The sequence below is a fragment of the Methanosarcina spelaei genome (genome assembly GCF_002287235.1).
GTDB lineage: Archaea > Halobacteriota > Methanosarcinia > Methanosarcinales > Methanosarcinaceae > Methanosarcina > Methanosarcina spelaei.
The window spans coordinates 1-17,317 of record NZ_LMVP01000005.1 but is presented as its reverse complement, the minus strand read 5'-3'; the positions used below and the strand labels follow the sequence as shown (position 1 = coordinate 17,317).

The following is a 17,317-nucleotide window of genomic DNA, read 5'->3' as shown; positions in this document are numbered from 1 at the left end:
CCGGGGAAGTTTTCCATCCCCGCAGCAAGCTAGCGGGGTATTCGACTGAAATAAATTTCAGGTCAAAAACCGTTTGTAATAGTCATATTATTTGACAATTGTCCATGCAATATGTCCATGTTCAGGAGCATGATGTCCGTCCTTACGTCCACGGAAGTAACGCTCTTCGATATCTTCTGGACTCAGGTCCTCATGGAGACTTAATCCTAAACTTGCAATATCTTCATCCAGAGTTAAGGGATTAAAACCCGTTATTATCTTTTCACCTAGCTTTTGAAAAATTTCCTGCTTTTTTTTCATTATTGGTGAAGACTTTTCGGGAATAAACGCGTCCGAATCAAAGTAATCGAAAATAACTGCACTGCCCTCAGGGGCAATATCGGTGATGGAGCGAAGACTCAGTACCAAAATCCAGTGATGAATGTAAAATTCAAAATCACTGGATTTTGTAAGTGGTCACAATCCGTTTGATACGACATTGGGGTTGAAGTCTTTAGATATCGAATATTGATCTTGATGAAAACCGGATTCTTCTTTCGAATTCAGATTTTCAATCAAGAAATACAAAAATCACTGGATTTTGGAACAGAATCGGAGCGAAGCGTCGAAAATACTTCTTCCCGAGTCAGGTACATGGTAACGCCAAGCCAGCTAAAGAAACTTTTAACACTCGGGTCATAATATGGTGAACGAGTGAGTGCTGTTGCTAAGTTTTCCTTTGTGAAATCCACGGGAATGAAATGTAAGTGTGCTGGATGCTCACATCCTAACTCTGCAAGGCGATGAAGCTTGAGATTTTGTGTAGCCGGATGATCGACCTCAAATACTTCCAAACAATCCATCATCTCTGGACGCCGAAATGCAAAGGTATCCAGCCCTGCTCCAAGAATTACATATTGCTTCACTCCCTGTCTGACAGCTTCCTCCAGGACATCTTCCGTATATCGCGCACGGCTGAGAACACTGGTTGATTTCGTAAAAGATGCAAGGGTAATTGTCTGGTCTGAGGGTGTGACAGTATGCTCAGGATCGTTAAACTGTTTATCCTTACTAAAATGTTGTTTAATCGATAACAGTGCTTCTTGTGGTATCAAATCACAGGCCAGAAAATCGTCAAAGATTTTGGGAGTATCATACATTGAGTGATGAGCACGAATACATGCAGTCATGATTGCAGAAAGGCTAGCTTTGTCCTCTTTCATCCAGTCATCTTCCTTTTTACTGTAGTTCTCAGGATTCTAAATCTGATATTTTAGAAAAGTTTTACTGATTTTTAAGCAATCAAGGTTAAAGGTAAAGATGTTAAGATCTAACCAGCTTTTTAGCTTTATTTCTATCTTTCTAACTTTATTTCCATCTTTCTAACTTTATTTCTATCTTTCTAACTTTATTTCTAGTTTTCTAATTTCATTTGTAACTTTTTAACTCTATTTTTAACCTTTTAACTATATTTATCTCTTATTTTAGTGCTATTTAATCATAACTCAGTTCTCTTCACTTTCACCATTAATAGTGGCCATAATCTCCTTAAAACTTGCTAACGAAGCCTCCATATTCTCGATTATCTCATTTGCAAGAATATCCGGGTCAGGAAGGTTGTCCAGATCAGCCAGGCTTTTGTCTTTGAGCCAGAAGATATCCAGATTGGTTTTATCTCTTGCTACAATTTCATCATAACTAAATTTCCGGAACCTTCCTTCGGGAGATTCTTCACTCCAGGTCTCTTTACGGCTGTAGCGATTTTCAGGGTTGTAGCATTTGATGAAGTCTTCCAGATCCGAATATTTCATCGGGTTTTTTTTCAATGTGTGGTGCACATTTGTGCGGTAATCATAGATCCAGACTTCTTTTGTCCAGGGCTCTTTTGATGCGGGTTTTGCTTCAAAGAAGAGCACGTTTGCCTTTACACCGTTTGCATAGAAAATCCCGGTCGGCAGACGCAGGATTGTGTGCAGGTCTGTGGTTTCAAGGAGTTTTTTGCGGATAATCTCGCCTGCTCCGCCTTCAAACAGGACATTGTCAGGTAATACCACTGCTGCCTGCCCACCGGTTTTGAGGATGGTGTGGATGTGCTGTAAAAAGTTTAGCTGCTTGTTGCTTGTGGTCGTCCAGAAGTCCTGACGGTTGTAAGTGAGATCTTCTTTTTCCTGCTCGCCTTCGTCGTTCGTGAAGGTCATGCTGCTTTTTTTTCCAAACGGCGGATTTGTGAGGATATAATCGTAACGGTAACCGGGATCAGCAATAAGAGCATCGGAGTTTGAGATCATGGGTTCCCCGTCGATTTCCCCTATGTTGTGCAGGAACATATTCATCAGGGCAAGCCGCCTGGTCCCTGCGACGATTTCGTTCCCGCCAAATGTTTTGTTTTTCAGGAAGCGGCTCTGCTCCCTGTCCAGCCGGTAATGTGAGGTAAGGAAATCATAAGCTGCTAAAAAGAACCCGCCTGTGCCACAGCAGGGATCTCCGATTGTTTTCAGGGGCTCAGGCCTGAGACACTGGACCATAACCTTAATTAGCGGCCGTGGGGTGAAATACTGGCCTGCTCCGCTTTTCGTATCCTCTGCGTTCTTTTGCAGGAGCCCTTCGTAGATCTCTCCTTTTGTATCCACACCCATCATGACCCAGCTTTCTTTGTCGATCATGTCAATGATCTTGTACAGCATTGCAGGATCGCTGACCTTGTTCTGGGCTTTGAGAAAAATCTGCCCGAGCATCCCTGGTTTTTGACCAAGTTCTTCCAGCAGTTCCCTGTAGAGAGTATCGAGTTCGGCTCCACGCTGCTGTTTCAATTTGTCCCAGGTATATTCCTCAGGAATGCCGATATTTCTGTTGTACGGCGGCTTACTGAATTCTTCAGCCATTTTCAGAAATATGAGATAAGTCAACTGTTCCAGATAATCGCCGTAGCTCACGCCCCCGTCCCTCAGGACGTTGCAAAAGCTCCAGACTTTGGAAACGATGGATGAGGTGTTTTCAGACATGGTTTGGATCCTTTAGATAAGAATAATATTTTTGGTTAGGGCTTGTTGGTTTTTCAGGGATTGTGAGTAAGAGTTTTCCTTCCCGAATGAGCGGGTTCAGAATCTCCAGCCTGAAGTATTCTCTGTCCTTCAACCCCATAAACTCTTGAATTTCAACTCTACTTCTTGGTTCAATGCAATATTCCAGTAATGCAGTGATTTTATTTGTCACATTTTTTTGAGTAGCTTGCGGGGTACCTTGCGGGGTAGCTTGAGGGGTCAACCCTTAACAATTACGATAATCTACTTAGTTGCTCAGATTTCATGCATTCAAATTCATTTTTTCTTTCAGCTCTTGGGTCAGGAAATATCCCCCTGTTCTTGGTGCACCTTGAAATTTGACCAATTTATTTAATTTTTGAATATCTCTTTTAATGGTAATTTTAGATACCCCTAATTTATTTGCCAATTCGTGTGAATTCAAACCCGGGTTTTTGTAGAGCAACAAAATGAGTTTTGCCATTCTCTGTTTTACAGTATCATTTACAGTATCATTTACGGTATCATTTACGGTATCATTTACAGTATCATTTAACCGGTTAGTGATATCCCTTGCTCCCTCAATTTTCTCTCTCGCGACAGGAATGATCATCTTGAAAACATTTCCTTCAATAAACTGAGGGACGCCATCGTCAGCATATTCTTTGATAAATCGATTTACATTTAGAATCCCTGAACCCAGTTCGTCTACTCTTCCGAGTTGCATGAAGAATTTAATAATAATGGGGTTTTTTGGGAATGGAGCAAAATGAGCTGGATCGAGAGGGCCTTCTCCATGTGGATTACTGGCGTTTTCAGTTTCAACTCTATCTGAGTAAATTATAAATGTGCAGGGGTGACCATTCATATACTCTCTATGGACTATCAGATTTGCAATTACTTCTCTGAATATTATGTTCCGAAGGCTTACTCTCTGATCCCCTTCCATGTAAAATTTGTCAGGCAAGTGTTTGCCAACGAAGGCCATTAATTGTTCATAGGCTTCTATCAGGTTGGTCTGGATGTATTCTCTGTCATCGTAACGGTAAGTGTCTTCAATACGGACCAGAGCATCAATTTTAAAAAAAGGAATCAACTGCTGGATAACTTCATCCTTTCCCAGCAGCAAAGCTGCTGCAAGGGTATAGCCTTCCTGTGTACTGTTGATATCCCGTTTCCATAACCCTGCTTTTTCTAACATTTGTTGATCTGTAAGAGCCAACCAGGGATGATTGGGATTGTTACTTCGTATCAGATTTCTGATTTTTGGGAACAGGTCGGCTTTGAAATCTTCAAAGCGTAGTCCGGGATAAATAATACCTTCTGTGTAATGCGTTCTTTTACGGTTATATATCTCTGCTATCTGTTGCGGTTGCGTGACTCTGAAATCTCCGTCATTGCTGCGGTTAAACACTATGCCGGCGGTTTTGTGTACCTGTGAGCTGGAAGGTATCTGGATATGGATTAGCAATTTGCTGTCTATGTCGTATGTTTGCGGAAATAATATGAATGGAGGGTCCAATTTCTGTGGGTTATTTGAAAGGTTGACAAGATTGCTAACCATAGTTTCCATTTTTGTATGGTCAACTCCAAGCACGGTACCATTGTCATTAACTCCTAAAATTATGTCTCCTCCATCACAATTGAGCATGGCACAGATTGTTTCAAATAAATTTCCGGGCAAAGCTATCCGTGCTTCTTTAAACTCAAGACGAATACCTTCTTTTTCTTTAAGCAGTCTTTTCAATCTTTCAAGACTCATGTTTTCTCACTTATTCCCGTTTTTTGCCCTTTCAGCCTTTATTCTCTCTAACAAAACCTCAGCAGACTCCCAATCCTCTGCTCTTCGAACTTCTGCCAGCTCTTTTTCATTAAGCAACTTCCCCTCAAACGCTTTTTTCAAAATACTCTGCCGCAGTGCTTCGGCTTTTTCCAGATTCATTTCAATGTCCTGCTCCATCTTATCGCAGACTGAAAGGCGAGTTTCTATTTCCTGAACAATAGCTTGTTGTTCTTCCATAGAAATAAGAGGAAAGGGTATCTCACGACAGGTTGAGACCTTTACATTAAACTGTCCAGCAGTAGCTTTGGATGTGTTTTCTAGCCATTGAATTGTTTTAGGGTTTTGAAGATAATATGAAATGATTTTTGTTGTTACCCAGTCATTGGGTCTAAATAAAACAATAGCTTGGTTAATATTCCATTCCGGAAATTGTCTACTTACAATGGATATTTTCCCCAAAGGAGGTCCTACAATGTTTATAAGAACATCTCCTGGATAGGTAATTGATCTCGCAAGTTCTTTTTGATGAATTATTTTTGGAATAAAAGTCGGATCTTTTTGGAAATTAAGTGATCCATCGAAATTCAAGTTATACACTTTGATAAAAGGGATTTCTCCTGATCCTGATGAAAGAAAATTAGCTTTTGGTGTGTAACCATTATTTATCGGGTCAATGATTTCAGCAGTTTTAACCCATTTCCATCCATCTGGTATTGTTGACAACTCTGCCAATTCGTCCTTAGTGAAAGGTTTAACAGTTTTCTGTTTTTTGCCAATAGCCTTTGTAGCGTCTTCTCTTTCCTTACTTATTTGCTCCAGCAAATCCTTTGCATCTGGCAAATCAGTCTGCTGCTCCCGCCATTTTTTGGTAAGTTCACCTTCAAAAGCTTTCTTCAGCACCGCCTGCCGATAAACTTTAAGTTGTTCCTGTGCCAGTTTGAGATTAGAAATGCCGTTGTCCAGTTCGCTGAAGAGTTGCTCGATTTTTGAGACTATGGCGCGTTGTTCGGAGAGTGGAGCAAAAGGGATTTTTTCACTCTTTAAAACTGCACCTGAAATAGCCTTAAATGTAGTACCGGTTCCTTTTTCATCTAACTCATTTTCAATTAATCTCAAAAAGTAGAACACATACTTGTTGCAATCAGGGTAACGAATAGCTGCTAATCCTCTACCAATGCAACACTTTTGGTTAGCAATATTTGTTGCTCCAACGGGGGCTCTAACCGAAATTAGAATATCATTTGATTCAGCGATCTTCTTTGGCTCTGAACACCATTTTGAAACAATGGGGTACAGTTCAGTAAACTCTGCTTTCCCTTGAAAGAATGGAAATCCAATACCGTTTTCATTGTAAGTTGAAGATGGTGGTGATTGTCCCATTATAATTTCAGCTACTTGACTTAATTCAGTTTTTGTCCATCCAACTTTTTCTTCCACGATCATGCTATTTTTCAGCAACCCTTCAGGCAGTTCTGGCATCTTCGGAAATACATCTTCATCGAAAAGCTTAGTTTGTTTTCGTATTTTGCTGAAGTTTTTATTGGAATCTAAATTGTTGAGATATTCGTTATCTGGTTCCAGCAGCACCATATCCTGATTTTTTATTCTTGGACTACTGTTGATGCTTCGACTTTCAAAATAATCCATAGGTATATAACAGTAAGATTGTGGTGGTCTAAAGTCCTTTTTTAATTTGTAGGGATTAATTGGCTCAGAAAATTCATTAAGATTGATTATTTCTATTGCATAACCAATATCTGAATTTTTGAAATATTCAAAAAAGTCATTTTCAGGGATTCCTCCGTGTTTCTGGCATTTATTCCAGAGTTTTTGAGGAGAATCAGCAATGATTCTGGCAATCTCGAATGATGCAACTATTTTTTTGACAGGGGAACTCGAATAAATGAATACTTTACCTATATCCTTTTTCTTAAATATGGATTTTCTAAATTCGAATTTCTTTTTACCAGCTAGAATTTCATCAACATACTTTGGTTTTATTGACAGTAAAACGTTCATCGAGTTTGCCACCAGTTTTTAGGGTTAGATATTGTTCATGGTTTATTTCGGTTATCGATTGTGGGGCACTTTTCAAAATATCATTTTCGATGAGATAACTCAGATTCAACGGATTTGGCAAGTATAAGTGATGCTTGAAACGGATTACAAAAACTGATTTTTCTGCCCATTTTTTAAGTTCTTCTTCAGAATATACACTTCTTTTACCTACTATCCTTTTAAGTTCATCTAAATTACTAGTTCTTATTGGTTCCTGATCAATTATTCCGAGAGAAGTTATCGCTTTTTGATCATGTGAACGATAAAACAGAATTATGTCTCCGAGTCCCAATCTTGAAGAAAATCGTGATGAAAGGTATGCCTTTTTTATTGCATTGCCAGGAATATTGATTTCAAAATAATCTGTCAATTTCATTTGCCTTCTTTTGTATTCAGGAAATAGAATATCATGAAATTCTGGAAGAATTGGGATCACAAATTTATTAACACTTTCACTATCTTTAAAGCAAGGATAGTATTTTCTAGCAATTTCTAATGACCGTAATTCAGTAGTATCCGGGATAAATTTCTTTATATATACCAGTTCATCATTCTTTGCCAGCTCTCCTACTTTTTCAAAACCAAAGTTCTCAATGAGATGAACTAAGGTGTCATCTTCAGTTTCAAAATGAGTTAAGTAAATTTCAAAAATCTGATTATTTATACAATACTGAAAAGCTATTTTGAGGAAGAGTTCACCAATTTTAGAACCTGAAAAATCGACCTTTAATGTTGTAATTTTAACTCTTTTTGTGGCAGGAATGGGATCATGTGTTTCAATAACTTCATTTTCTTCTTTTAGCATGAGAAAAGCTTTAACTTTGTCATCCATTTCATAAGTGTAACATTCACGACTTTCTTTGATGCACTTATTATACCATTTTTTAAAATTCGCATCTCCATAATCTGATTTCAGTGAGTCAAAAAACGGTTGAGTAATATCAATTTCGTGAGCATAACATTTCCTTAATAAACTATGATTAGGGGAAAAACGTTGATATAGGGCAGTAAAATAATTGAGAGCTGATTCTATTGAAAACACTCTATCATCAAGATTCAGTAAATTAGCTTTTTTTCCAATTCCTTTATCTTCTGTTATGAGAAAATCTACAAGGTTTTTCTTAAGTGAAAAAAGAATTTCGTTGTCACTTACATCATGTGAATTTACTGGAATGCCTACTAAAGATGTAAATTCATCATCTGGAGTAGGGGGTGAAGGAAGCCGGGGATAACCACGAAGCTTCGATATAGTTATTCTCCTTCTTTCAACATTATTATCATTTTCGATATCCTTCAAAGAAGCAGGATGGATAAACTCCTGATGACCATGTTCTCGGATTATTGTCAATAATGCTTGAAGATTAGGAGAAAGCTCTTTTGGATCTTGAATATGAATTAAAATATTTGTATCATATAGAAGTTTCATAATTCCTAATCAACCCCATTCATGAAAACACTGCATAAATTTATGTGGTTTTGATCAATATAAATCTATTTCACTTTAACCGCAAAACAGTACATTTTAATTGAATATTATACATTTGTATTCAAGCTGCTAGAGTCTTATTTTACTATATATCCAAACTTTTTTCCCAACTTTTCACCTAACCATCACCCAACTTTTCTCCGAACTTTTCTCCAAACCTTCTCACGCCGCCAGAGCCTCATTCAATTCTGTATTCAAACTTTTCACCGAACTTTTCACCGAACTTTTCTCCGAACCTTCACCGAACTTTTCACCCAATTTTCCACCCAATTTTCGCCCATTCTACTCGAAATCCTTTTATTTATACGTACCAAGTATTATTAAAATTTGTAATGTAATTTCTGAATAAAAAATTAATCTAATTGTTTCAGTTTCAAAATAATTAACTAATCCTTTTAGTACTTCCGGAAGAATTATTATGAAAAAAACACTGGGTAGTCATATTTTCGAGGATGTCCCAATCACGTCGATGGCTGTTGTTTTGACATTATTTGCCATTTTTCAATTGCAACACCGCTCAGTATTTCCTGATGATTGGTTTCCTTCTCAATTTGCAATTTCATCTTTCATGATTCTCTTTTGTGTGTGGATTTTAAGTGAAATTATAAACTTTCTTTTTAGCAGGAAGAATTCTCAGACGACAAATAAGGATAAAGGTTCTTGTTGGATCATTATAGCGATGGCCTGGTCAGTACTCTTTATTGCTTTTACGTTACGTGGTTTTGGGATAGGAATATTCGGCGGAAGTTTGCAATACGCAGGACTTGTTTTGCTTGCGGTCGGTACTATACTCCGCGAATGGTCAATCTGGGTTCTTGGAAAGCATTTTACCGGGCAGGTACAGGTTCGTGAAAAAGCAAAGCTCGTAACAAATGGACCATACAGATATATCCGACACCCATCCTATACTGGAGGTATGCTGTCCCTAATAGGGATTACTCTAGCGGTTGGAACCTGGTTTGGAGCGCTTGTTGCATTCGTTTTAAGCTTAATCGCATATCAATACCGCATATATATTGAAGAAGAGGCATTGCAAGAAGCTTTTGGTTCAGAATATGAGGAGTACAGAAATAGAACATATAAGCTATTTCCAGGTTTTTGAAGAGAACACCTGAGTAGTTACTTACTTATATTTCACGCCGCCAGAGCCTCATTCAATTCACTGATAACCATATTCATCTCATCCCCGAAAAGCTGGTACATTCTGCCGCGCCCGCCAAGAGCATCAAAGGGGGTGTAATCAAGGTCGTCGATTTCCAGATGGAAGCTGGTTGCAACATAATCTTTAATCATACGGAGCCAGTTCATCTGGTCTTCATTAAATTTCAGGGTTCCGGCCTGTTTTTTAAACACCCATTCCTGAAAGTTCCGGTTCACGGTCTGGTCGTAGGCCGTCAGCACAGGGTCGATTTCGGTTATCCTTCGGATCAGAGAAACCAGAGCAGTCAGTTCTTTTTTCGGAGAATTGCCGTTTACCTTTTCCAGCTGCTCGTAAGCCTGCCAGACCCTCAAAGGAGCGAAATGGGGTTTTTCCAGCCTTAGTTTTTCCATTACTTCCTTTAACATCGCATAGGTAACTTCCCTGCGCCTGTAGGGTTGGTTATAAAAAATTCCAAGCGCTGTAAGCTCATCTTTATTAGCTTCAAGATACGCCTTAAAGTCATTAACCAGCTCATCTGCTCTGATCACTGCGTCTTTGTCCCATTCCGCTCTGAGAACCGTGTCCGTGTTCAAAGTATCAATAATCTGCTCATGAACTCTGCGAACATTTTCAATATACTCGTTCAGCTTGCCGGAAAAAGTCGATCTTGCGACATCAATCAGGTTTTCCTGCGCCTTTTTCCTTGCATCGGCTTCCAAAATCTCCGGTTGACTTCGTTTAACCTCAGAAGCTTTGAGCTCAATGATGTCATGATTATACGCATTGAGAAGGTCCTTAACAGTCTGATTGATCGTTTTTCCATTCGCTTTCTCCGCAAAAGTTGCTCTTTCAGCTTCATTTATCTGCCTGTCCAGTCTTGCAAGCCGATTAGCCAGAGAAATATAAAGGTCTTCGTCCTGAGCCCCAAAAGTTACTGCTGCCAGCAGGTCTTTAAGCGATGTACTTTTCTTACGTTCCAGAGGTCGGCTGTCGGTTTTCAAAGAATTTGTAACTTCAACGGCATCCACAATTACAAAATGCGTCTTGGCCGAAACAGCCGATGGTGTTACTTTTCTCAGGTCATCGTATCCCAGAGTTCGTGTACCTCGCCCTATCATCTGCTCAAAATAATTCTTGCTTTTTACGTCTCTTATAAACAACAGACATTCCAGAGGCTTAACATCCGTTCCAGTGGCAATCATATCTACTGTGACCGCTATTCTGAGACGGGGACCGTTGCGAAGCTCCGATAATATTGATTTTGGGTCTTCTTCTGCTTTGTACGTGATTTTCTTGCAAAACGCATTGCCTTCCCCAAACTCTTCCCGTACGATATTGATGATATCATCGGCATGGCTGTCGTTTTTAGCGAAAATAAGCGTTTTTGGGACTTCCTCTCTTCCAGGGAAAATCTCAGGTAGTTTTTCTTTGAATGCCCGTATCACGTGGCGTATCTGGCTGGGATTGACCACGTCCCTGTCCAGCTTGTTGGCAGTATAGGTGAAATCTTCATCCAGTTGTTCCCAGCGTTTTTTACGGGTGAGTTTCTCTCGTTTGTCAACAAACTCCTGCGCATTTATTTTTGCCCCGTTTTTACTGATTTCAGTCTCAATAGTGTAAACATCATAACCGACATTTACGCCATCAGCCACTGCGTCTTCATGGCTGTATTCACTCACCACGTTCTCATTGAAAAACCCGAAGGTGCGTTTATCCGGCGTTGCTGTTAAACCTATTAAAAAAGCATCGAAATAATCCAGCACTTGCTGCCACAGGTTGTATATTGAACGGTGGCACTCATCTATAACTACAAAATCGAACTCTTCAATGGGAACTTTCTCATTATATACTACAGGAAGCGGTTCCTTTGGCTGCCAGCCTCTCTCGGCTGGATTTTCTTCTTCTACTTTTTCGTCCAGATCCTCGCCTTTTAAGATAGAGTAAAGCCTCTGAATTGTGGAAATACATACCTGGCTGTCCGATGTAATATAACTGGAACGTAAGCGCTGCACATTATAGAGCTCGGTAAACTTGCGGTTATCGTCATTCGGGGTATAAGCTTTGAATTCCTGTTCAGCCTGTTCACCGAGGTTTTTAGTATCAACAAGGAATAGCACCTTTTTTGCATCGGCAAACTTCAGCAATCGGTAAATAAAAGTTATGGCAGTATAAGTTTTTCCCGAACCTGTTGCCATCTGGATAAGAGCCCTTGGGCGGTTGTCCTTAAAGGACTTTTCAAGATTTGAAATTGCTGTAATCTGGCAGTCTCGCAGTCCGTCTGTCTTCAATTCGTGGAGATCCAGTAGCCTTTCTCTCAAAGGTTTCTTTTTAAGATACTCCTCAAAAGTTTCAGGTTTGTAAAAAGAAAAAACAGGCTTTGATCTTGGTTTTGGGTCACGAAAGTCTGTGAACCGAGTAAGTTCCCCTGTACTCTCATACACAAAGGGCAATGGATCGTTTTTCAGGTACTTCAATTTGCTCGTAGCGTATCTTGAGGATTGCTCTTCAACTATGTTTAATCGATGACCTTCTTCGTCCTTTTTTGCTTCAATAATTCCAACAGGTTTTTTATTAACAAATAATACATAATCAGCAGGTCCGACGTCAGTTAAATACTCCTTAACTGCAATACCCCTGGAAACACTCCAGTCAATTTTGCTCTTTTCCTGCACTGTCCATCCAGAAGCGTTTAATTTTCTGTCAATACCATTTCTTGCTTTTTGCTCTGGATTCTGATTATAACTCATAGGCTTTTACCCGTTTAGGTTGATTATCGTCTTGAGATAAGTTATTGAAAACCGTGAGGTACAGAAATTTCCATATCCATCAAAGAAATACAGGAATTTTTCAAAGCTGATTAATAACTTACACGCATTCCTTTAAATTGTTTTTTATTCAATACTTCTCAATAGATGCAATGAATGAAATGGTAGCAAATAACAAAAAAAGAGTAGTTGAAGCTAAAACAATCAGGCGTGATTTTCTTATATGATTATAATCTTGTCCTTTACAGTACTTTAACAAAAATAGACTGAATGAGTTAGTTATATAAAGGATCTATAAGCTTTTCATTTTATTCTGCTCTCCATAAAAACACTTAAATTCTAATAGAGAAAATAGTTCGATTTGTAGTGCAATTTGCCGTAGTTTTTACTGCTGGCCTATGCAGATTTAAGTAGAACAGTAAAAAATCCAGAGATCAATAATATAAATTAGAGTGTTTTTATTTTTTGAAAAACATAAATTATGGGCAGTATTTCCTAGCACTGGTACGAGAAAAAACTGAAAAGCCAGAATTATTATTAGACAAAGATTTGAAATATGCTTGTCTTAACAAAACAATTATGGTAAACCTGTCTATGTGCGTATCTTCATAAACGATAAAGTACAATAGTAGTTTGGGGTAATAAACATGACTAAATTAATGAAAATTGTGGGCTATATTTTAGCAGCGATAGGACTTGCATATGTTGTAAAACACATCATGCACTGTAAAGAACGTTGCTGTTTCTCTGGTTGGCACAAAACAAAAACAGAAGATGAGAAATCAACTGATTCAACTGTATCACATAAAATAAAAGTGGAGGATGAAACATCAACCGGTTCAACTGTACCGCATGAAACAGAAGCAGAGGATGAAAAAAGAACTGGTTCAAGGTATGGTTCTAACCCGATCAATTATTAAACCCGGCAGAATAACAACTGCACCCGTAGCTTTTTTGTAAAAAAGCTTGATTACAACCTTTTTGTAAAAAAGCTTGACTACAACCTTTTTGTAAAAAAGCTTGACTAAAAATCCTACAACGATGTATAGAATGTTTTGCCACAAGTTTTGCAAACGCTTGTGGCAAAACCCTACCCTACTTTCAGCAGTAAACTTTCGTAAACTCCTATTTTCTTTCTATCGTTTTTCACTTAAATGTGGATTTATTGGACTTTTACGCAGTAGGCAAAAGTATCTATGTAGTGTATTTAGAGACAATAAAACAATATCAATCAGTTTTCACAATTTTCTGTATAGTCTAAACTAATCAGATCTGTCCAAAAAACGCTATCAGGAAAAATCACTGATTTGTTTTTCGTAGAAAAACTCCTCTAGTTTGTCCTATTTATAGTAATCTCACGGTCCATAACGGCTATAACCTATACACTAAATAAAGTCTTGGATAAGTCAAGACTGGTCGATGCAAATGCTTAAATTTTGTTATTACGTACGAAGAATATCATATTTTTTGGGAAAAGCTTAGTCTCTTTACTTGAAGTTTTTTGCGTAATTATTTTAAAATAACATGAAAGTTAATGTGTTACTTTAATTTAGCACTTACAATCTACGTTACTAACATTTTATGGACACTCACTGTTAAACATTTACTGTTAATATCTACTATTAACATCTACTGTTAACATTTACTACCAACATTTTATGAACGTTCACTGTTTACATTTACTACTAACATTTACTGCTAAGATTTACTATTAACCCACCAGGTTTTTCCAGGCTGAACTGTCCGTTTTTCAAATAGAGAAACAAACCGAAAGTCTGGATTCTAGGGAAACAAATTTTAGTCACATGTTTACACTTATAACAAGAAAGAAAAGGGAGAAGTTTACTCATGCAGTTGAAATTGGAACATTTTAACATAAAAATAGGGCAGCACAAGGTGTTATTAAGTATTGCCGACGCAAAGGAACTTGGGGTTAATCCGGGGGATAGGGTCCGTATTCGTGGGCATGAGAGCATTTCTGCAATTGTTGATACAACGGATGATATGGTTCCTCCAGGCACACTGGGAGTTTTTTTTGAGGTATATGAGCACTTTCAGGATTGGGATAAGCCAGTCGAAGTTGTTCCTGCATTCCGTTCAAAATCCGCATCCGTGATCAAAAAAATGATGGATAAAAGACCCGTTGCGCAGGATGAAATTAAGATACTCGTAAATGATATCGTAGAAGAAAACCTCAGTGAGATCGAACTCTCGGCTTTTATAACATCTTCCTATATTCACGGAATGACCGATGATGAGGTTGAATGGCTTACAAAGGCCATGATTGAAAGTGGAGACACGATCGAATTTGATACTCACCCTATAATGGACAAACACTCGATAGGAGGAGTGCCCGGAAATAAAATCTCTCTCCTTGTTGTTCCTATTATCGCTGCAAATGGGCTTCTCATTCCAAAGACGAGTTCGAGGGCGATTACAGGAGCAGGTGGAACTGCCGACCTTATGGAAGTACTTTCCCCGGTAGAATTCAGTTCTCAGGAAGTCAAAGAGATAACCGAAAAAGTAGGAGGTGCGCTTGTCTGGGGTGGAGCTACAAATATCGCACCTGCAGATGACAAGCTCATAAGAGTTGAATATCCTCTCTCCATTGACCCTTACTATCAGATGCTTGCCTCGATTATGGCAAAAAAAGGAGCTATTGGGGCCGACAATGTGGTAATGGACATCCCTGTAGGGCCAAGCACAAAAGTTCCAACTGTTCAGGAAGGACAAAAACTTGCAAGAGACTTGATTAACCTCGGGCACAGGCTTGGAATGAATGTTGAGTGCGCAATCACTTATGGTTCGTCTCCCATTGGAAGAAAAGTAGGGCCCTCGCTAGAAGTTAGGGAAGCTCTGAAGGTGCTGGAAAGTATGGAAGGTCCAAACAGCCTCATTGAAAAGAGTGCCTCTCTTGCGGGTATCTTGCTTGAGATGGGAGGCGCTGCTCCAAGAGATCATGGAAAAGAAGTTGCACTGGAAACTCTAAGGAGTGGGAAAGCCCTTGAGAAAATGAAACAGATTATTGAGGCCCAGGGCGGCGATCCGAATATTACATCGGGTGACATCCAGGTAGGGCAATATACTGCCGACATTCTCGCTTCTGCGGACGGATACGTCATCGAGTTTGACAATAAGTGGATAATTGAGATTGCCAGGCTTGCAGGAGCTCCTAATGATAAAGGAGCTGGGGTTGCAATTCATAAGAAAATGGGAGAGTCTGTTAAGAACGGAGACCCTATTCTTACAATTTATGCTGAAAAAGAGTTCAAGCTTGATACTGCATTGACAACGGCCCAGAGAACAAACCCGATAATTGTTGAAGGTATGCTTCTTAAGAGAATTCCTGGAACTTATGGGTTCCAGTAATTTTCTCTCTTTTTTTAGTGAAATCCTTTAATACCTTGCAGGTTTTTAGCACGAGCATGAAAAAAATTGTTTTGCTGCGCCTGGGGCACCGCCCTGAGAGGGATAAAAGAATCACAACCCACGTGGGCTTAACTGCCCGGCTGCTCGGTGCAGAAGGTATGCTCCTTGCCTCGAATGATCCAGGAATAGTAGAAACTCTTGAGGATGTTGTCAGGCGCTGGGGCGGAGATTTCTATATTAAGAACAATGTCAATTATAAGCAGGAAATCAAGGAATGGAAAGCTGCCGGTGGAAAAGTTTGCCACCTTTCAATGTATGGAGTTAATCTTCCCGATGTCACGGACGAGCTTAAAAGTTGTGACAGGCTTATGATCGTCGTAGGAGCAGAAAAAGTTCCTCCGGAAATTTATCAGCTTGCGGACTGGAATGTTGCAGTTGGAAGCCAGCCCCATTCCGAGGTTGCAGCAGTCGCAATCACTATGGACAGGATTGCAGATGACGAACCGCTGGAAAGGGAATTCCCAAATGCCGAGCTGACAATTGTGCCAGCAGAAAGAGGTAAACAGGTTATAGAAAATTCCAGGGATTAAGTCTATTCCCTTTTAACTTTTCTTTATAGCCTGTGTCCTCTTTATCAGGCCCTTTGCTTTTCAGGACTTTTGCTTTTCAGGACCTTTACTTTTCAGGACTTCTGCTTTTAGCTTTAATTTTTGATTTTCAAATTTTTGTATCCTCTTCAAATTGAGTGGAAAGCTCTCAATTTCTGCTTATTGAGCTTTTTTCTCCGATTAATTGAGCCAGAGATGGCATCCCAAATGTACCGCCAACTCTATCACATATGTACTGATATGCACTTACACCCAGTTTCTTTGCTGTCTGAACAATCGTCATAAATGTGTCATTTGCTTTTGTTCCTTCCTCTGTTATGGTTTGAAGGCTCACATCTCTTTTTCTGACTTTTGCTCTCGCCGCTAGTTCCGCTGCATTGTTATGCAGCGGAACCTCTGGCAAGACCAGGACCTTTAACAGCTGTTCCTTGTTCTCTTTTGTCTTAGCGATTCTTTCATCCAGCTGTTCATATCCTGTTTTGGTAGAAAACAACTGATCAAACTTAACGGATAATTGCTCCGCTACCTCTGAATCTGGTTTTATTCTAAACTTAGAAAGCTCACCATAAAAGTTCCAGTAACTGTTCAGAAAAGCTTTCAGCTTTTCTTTATGATACGGAACTATTGGCCTTAATTTCTTGTAGTTTCTACCGTCATGAATCCAACAAAGAGCATGGTGATATGCAATTTGCCTGAACTGACGTGCATCATCACTTAAAAGTGTGGTAACCACAGGTATGTCTTTACTTTGATGATAGGCCGCAATTGCACAGGCTTCAAGGACTTTCTTCTTAGTAGTTTTATATCCATTAAGTGAGAAAACACAATCCAGTTTTCGACGCATTTCTTCGTCACTGAATATTTTGTTTTTAAAAGACGAGAGTTTTTCCATCCAACTTTGGGAAACATTAAACGTTTTCATCAGATTATATGCTTCATCAGTAAAGCAGTATGTTTTTTCTTTTCCACATAAAAGCACGTCTAAAACATTTTCTCTATTTTTATTGGGAACTGTAAAATAAGCAGTATAATAAGGATTACAAAGAATTTGAGTATAATAATTGACACCATTGACTCTTGCACCTGTATCATCAATCTGCTGATAAGG

At 39.1% G+C, this 17,317-nt stretch carries 13 protein-coding genes; 4 read left to right on the top strand and 9 right to left on the bottom strand.

Annotated features, from left to right (window positions below; translation table 11 throughout):
• Positions 1 to 87: 87 nt before the first annotated feature.
• From ASJ81_RS00795 to ASJ81_RS00765, 7 genes are all read right to left on the bottom strand, one after another.
• Positions 88 to 408, bottom strand: coding sequence for a hypothetical protein (locus ASJ81_RS00795; protein ID WP_095642805.1), 321 nt, complete (start codon positions 406 to 408; stop codon positions 88 to 90).
• Positions 409 to 554: 146 nt separating this feature from the next.
• Complete coding sequence (locus tag ASJ81_RS00790) at positions 555 to 1,202, bottom strand: class I SAM-dependent methyltransferase (RefSeq protein WP_095642804.1); 648 nt, start codon at positions 1,200 to 1,202, stop codon at positions 555 to 557.
• 282 nt (positions 1,203 to 1,484) lie between these two features.
• The gene (locus ASJ81_RS00785; protein ID WP_095642803.1) at positions 1,485 to 2,981 is read right to left on the bottom strand and encodes a class I SAM-dependent DNA methyltransferase; all 1,497 of its coding nucleotides are present in this window, start codon (positions 2,979 to 2,981) and stop codon (positions 1,485 to 1,487) included.
• On the bottom strand, positions 2,974 to 3,243 hold the full coding sequence (locus ASJ81_RS00780; RefSeq protein ID WP_095642802.1) for a Fic family protein: 270 nt from the start codon (positions 3,241 to 3,243) through the stop codon (positions 2,974 to 2,976). The genes ASJ81_RS00785 and ASJ81_RS00780 overlap by 8 nt, the downstream gene beginning before the upstream one ends.
• A 39-nt stretch (positions 3,244 to 3,282) precedes the next feature.
• Entirely contained in the window at positions 3,283 to 4,761 is a 1,479-nt protein-coding gene (locus ASJ81_RS00775) for an RNA-binding domain-containing protein (protein WP_245859652.1), read from the bottom strand.
• 6 nt (positions 4,762 to 4,767) lie between these two features.
• Positions 4,768 to 6,801, bottom strand: coding sequence for a restriction endonuclease subunit S (locus ASJ81_RS00770; protein WP_095642801.1), 2,034 nt, complete (start codon positions 6,799 to 6,801; stop codon positions 4,768 to 4,770).
• Positions 6,764 to 8,266, bottom strand: coding sequence for a PIN domain-containing protein (locus tag ASJ81_RS00765; RefSeq protein ID WP_095642800.1), 1,503 nt, complete (start codon positions 8,264 to 8,266; stop codon positions 6,764 to 6,766). The genes ASJ81_RS00770 and ASJ81_RS00765 overlap by 38 nt, the downstream gene beginning before the upstream one ends.
• A gap of 478 nt (positions 8,267 to 8,744) precedes the next feature.
• Between ASJ81_RS00765 and ASJ81_RS22450 the strand changes: the two genes are divergently transcribed.
• Positions 8,745 to 9,428, top strand: a complete 684-nt coding sequence (locus tag ASJ81_RS22450) for a methyltransferase family protein (protein ID WP_095642799.1) — start codon at positions 8,745 to 8,747, stop codon at positions 9,426 to 9,428.
• A gap of 32 nt (positions 9,429 to 9,460) precedes the next feature.
• Here ASJ81_RS22450 and ASJ81_RS00755 read toward each other — a convergent pair whose 3' ends face one another.
• A complete protein-coding gene (locus tag ASJ81_RS00755; RefSeq protein ID WP_095642798.1) occupies positions 9,461 to 12,214 on the bottom strand; it encodes a type I restriction endonuclease subunit R in 2,754 nt (917 codons plus the stop codon).
• Between the two features lie 665 nt (positions 12,215 to 12,879).
• Here ASJ81_RS00755 and ASJ81_RS00750 point away from each other — a divergent pair.
• From ASJ81_RS00750 to ASJ81_RS00740, 3 genes are all read left to right on the top strand, one after another.
• Positions 12,880 to 13,152, top strand: coding sequence for a hypothetical protein (locus tag ASJ81_RS00750; protein WP_095642797.1), 273 nt, complete (start codon positions 12,880 to 12,882; stop codon positions 13,150 to 13,152).
• 928 nt (positions 13,153 to 14,080) lie between these two features.
• A complete protein-coding gene (locus ASJ81_RS00745; protein WP_095642796.1) occupies positions 14,081 to 15,601 on the top strand; it encodes an AMP phosphorylase in 1,521 nt (506 codons plus the stop codon).
• Positions 15,602 to 15,657: 56 nt separating this feature from the next.
• The gene (locus ASJ81_RS00740; RefSeq protein WP_095642795.1) at positions 15,658 to 16,191 is read left to right on the top strand and encodes a tRNA (cytidine(56)-2'-O)-methyltransferase; all 534 of its coding nucleotides are present in this window, start codon (positions 15,658 to 15,660) and stop codon (positions 16,189 to 16,191) included.
• 166 nt (positions 16,192 to 16,357) lie between these two features.
• On the opposite strand, the gene ASJ81_RS00735 is transcribed toward ASJ81_RS00740, so the two are convergent.
• On the bottom strand, positions 16,358 to 17,317 hold a 960-nt coding region (locus ASJ81_RS00735; RefSeq protein ID WP_095642794.1), incomplete at its 5' end, for an IS66 family transposase.